We start from the raw sequence: 1604 nt of genomic DNA, 5'->3' as shown, positions 1-1604 counted from the left end.
CAGCAGCCGCTCCTCCGGGGTCAGCTCGGTCTCGCCCTTCGGGGTGACCTTGCCGACCAGGATGTCGCCGGGCACGACCTCGGCGCCGATCCGGATGATGCCGCGCTCGTCGAGGTCGGCCAGGACCTCTTCCGACACGTTGGGGATGTCCCGGGTGATCTCCTCCGGGCCCAGCTTGGTGTCGCGGGCGTCGACCTCGTGCTCCTCGATGTGGATCGAGGAGAGGACGTCGTCCTGGACCAGGCGCTGGGACAGGATGATGGCGTCTTCGTAGTTGTGGCCCTCCCACGGCATGAACGCCACGAGCAGGTTCTTGCCGAGCGCCATCTCACCGTTGTCGGTGCAGGGGCCGTCGGCGATGACCTGGTTGACCTCGACCCGGTCGCCCTCGGCGACGATGGGCTTCTGGTTGAAGGAGGTGCCCTGGTTGGAGCGCTTGAACTTGGCGACCCGATACGTCGTACGCGTGCCGTCGTCGTTCATGACGGTGACGTAGTCGGCCGAGACCTCCTCGACCACGCCGGCCTTCTCGGCGCTGATGACGTCCCCGGCGTCGGTCGCGGCACGGTACTCCATGCCGGTGCCGACCAGCGGCGCCTCGCTCTTGAGCAGCGGCACCGACTGGCGCTGCATGTTGGAGCCCATGAGCGCGCGGTTGGCGTCGTCGTGCTCGAGGAAGGGGATCATCGCGGTGGCGACCGACACCATCTGGCGCGGCGACACGTCGATGTAGTCGACTTCCTCGGCACGGGCGAGCTCGGTCTCGCCGCCCTTGGTACGGACCAGGACGCGGGACTCGGCGAACGACCCGTCGGGGTTGAGCGTCGTGTTGGCCTGCGCCTTGACGTAGCGGTCTTCCTCGTCGGCCGTCAGGTAGTCGATCTGGTCGGTCACCCGGCCGTCGACGACCTTGCGGTAAGGCGTCTCGACGAAGCCGAAGGCGTTGATGCGGCCGTAGGAGGCCAGCGAGCCGATCAGACCGATGTTCGGGCCTTCAGGGGTCTCGATCGGGCACATCCGGCCGTAGTGGGACGGGTGCACGTCACGGACCTCGAAGCCGGCCCGCTCACGGGACAGACCACCGGGGCCGAGCGCGGACAGACGCCGCTTGTGCGTCAGGCCGGCCAGCGGGTTGGTCTGGTCCATGAACTGCGACAGCTGCGAGGTGCCGAAGAACTCCTTGATGGAGGCCACGACGGGACGGATGTTGATCAGGGTCTGCGGCGTGATCGCCTCGACGTCCTGGGTGGTCATCCGCTCGCGGACGACGCGCTCCATGCGGGCCAGGCCTAGGCGGACCTGGTTCTGGATGAGCTCGCCGACGCTGCGCAGGCGGCGGTTGCCGAAGTGGTCGATGTCGTCGACCTCGACGATCACCTCACCGTTGGCGCCCGGCATCGACTCCTCGCCCGCGTGCAGGCGGACGATGTACTCGATGGTGGCGACGATGTCCTCTTCGGTCAGCGTGCCCTGCGTGATCTCGGAGTCGACCCCGAGCTTCTTGTTGATCTTGTAGCGGCCCACCTTGGCCAGGTCGTACCGCTTGGGGTTGAAGTACAGGTTCTCCAGCAGGGTCTGCGCCGACTCCTTGGTCGGCGGCTCAC

Annotated in this window: 1 protein-coding gene; it reads right to left on the bottom strand. The window is 67.3% G+C overall.

Annotated features, from left to right (window positions below; genetic code table 11):
- A partial coding sequence (gene rpoB / locus AB0J46_RS51890; protein ID WP_364344938.1) for a DNA-directed RNA polymerase subunit beta occupies nucleotides 1-1604 on the bottom strand: 1604 nt, incomplete at both ends.

The organism is Nonomuraea sp. NPDC049758 (genome assembly GCF_040674635.1).
Classification (GTDB): domain Bacteria; phylum Actinomycetota; class Actinomycetes; order Streptosporangiales; family Streptosporangiaceae; genus Nonomuraea.
This window is presented reverse-complemented; position numbering and strand designations above follow the sequence as displayed.